Source organism: Catenulispora yoronensis, from assembly GCF_039531695.1.
Lineage (GTDB): Bacteria > Actinomycetota > Actinomycetes > Streptomycetales > Catenulisporaceae > Catenulispora > Catenulispora yoronensis.
Map to the genome: position 1 here is coordinate 1 of NZ_BAAAQN010000140.1, position 1377 is coordinate 1377.

Genomic DNA, 1377 nt, shown 5'->3' on the forward strand with positions numbered 1-1377 from the left:
CAGGGCTTCTGCGTTCTCGTCTGGTGGTACGAGTTTGTCGGCCTGGGGCGTGGCCGGTGTGATTTTCGCAGAGTCTTGATGAAAGCGGGCACGGACCCTGATGATCGAGGTTCTCGAAGCCATACGATCAAGGGAGCCGTGCCCGCATGCCATCCTCGCTCATCCAGGCCATCTCTGACCAGTTCACTGCCGCCGCCACCGGCCCGGTGCACCTGGACGACGATCAGACACAAGCCCTGGCCGAGGTGCTGGCACAGATCCCGGACCAGCGTCGGGCCGCCGGGCGGCGCTACCAGCTGGGCTTCCTGCTCGCCGCAGCGCTGACCGCGGTCCTGGCCGGAGCACGAACCATCAGCGCGATTGCCCGACGCACCCACAGCGCCGACGACCTGCACCTGACCACACTGGGCGCCACCGGCCGACACCTACGCCCCACCGCAACCACCTTCACCCGCGCCTTCGCCACCCTCGACGGCGACACCGTCGACCAGGCCTTCGGTAGCTGGCTGGCCGAACTACTGCGCCACAACGATCAGACACCACAAGCCCGCACCGACACCCCGGCCCCGCTGATCGTGGCCGCCGCCGACGGCAAAACCCTGCGCGGCGCCACACCACAAACCGGGCACCGGGCACCCCACCTGGTCGCGGTATACCGCCCCGACGCCGGCACCGTACTAGCCCAAGTACAAACCCGCACCAAAAGCAACGAAATCCCCGCCCTGCGCCAGGCCCTACGCCAAATCGACATCACCGGCTGGACCATCACCGCCGACGCCATGCACTGCCAACGCGAAACCGCCCACACCATCGTCACCGCCGGCGGCCACTACCTGCTACTCGTCAAAAGCAACCAGCCCAGCCTGCTACGCCAACTCCGATGGCCCTTCACCGCCGGCGCCCACACCACCAGCGGCACCACCACCACCGACACAGCCCACGGCCGCCACGAACAACGCACGATACAAACCATCACCCCCACCCGACACCTGGACTTCCCCCACGCCACCCAAGCCATCAAAATCGTCCGCAAACGGACCATCAACGGCCGCACCAGCACCCAAACCGCCTACGCCATCACCGACCTCACCAGCGACCAAGCCAGACCAGACCAACTCGCCCAAGCCATCCGCACCCACTGGAGCATCGAAGCCCTACACCACACCCGCGACGTCACCTTCGCCGAAGACGCCAGCCGCATCCGCACCGGCACCACACCCCGCATCATGGCCACCCTGCGCAACCTAGCCATCGCCCTACTCAAACTCACCGGCTGGACCAACATCGCCGCCGCCACCGACCACATGCGCGACCACCGCAACCACACCCTGAAACTACTAGGCATACAAACCAACCCATGAGAACGCAAAAGCCCTG

General features: G+C 66.1%; 1 protein-coding gene. It reads left to right on the plus strand.

Translation table 11 applies throughout. The annotated features are described in order from the left end of the window. Positions 1 to 146 precede the first annotated feature (146 nt). On the plus strand, positions 147 to 1361 hold the full coding sequence (locus ABD481_RS46375; protein ID WP_344672317.1) for an ISAs1 family transposase: 1215 nt from the start codon (positions 147 to 149) through the stop codon (positions 1359 to 1361). The last annotated feature ends 16 nt before the right edge of the window (positions 1362 to 1377 follow it).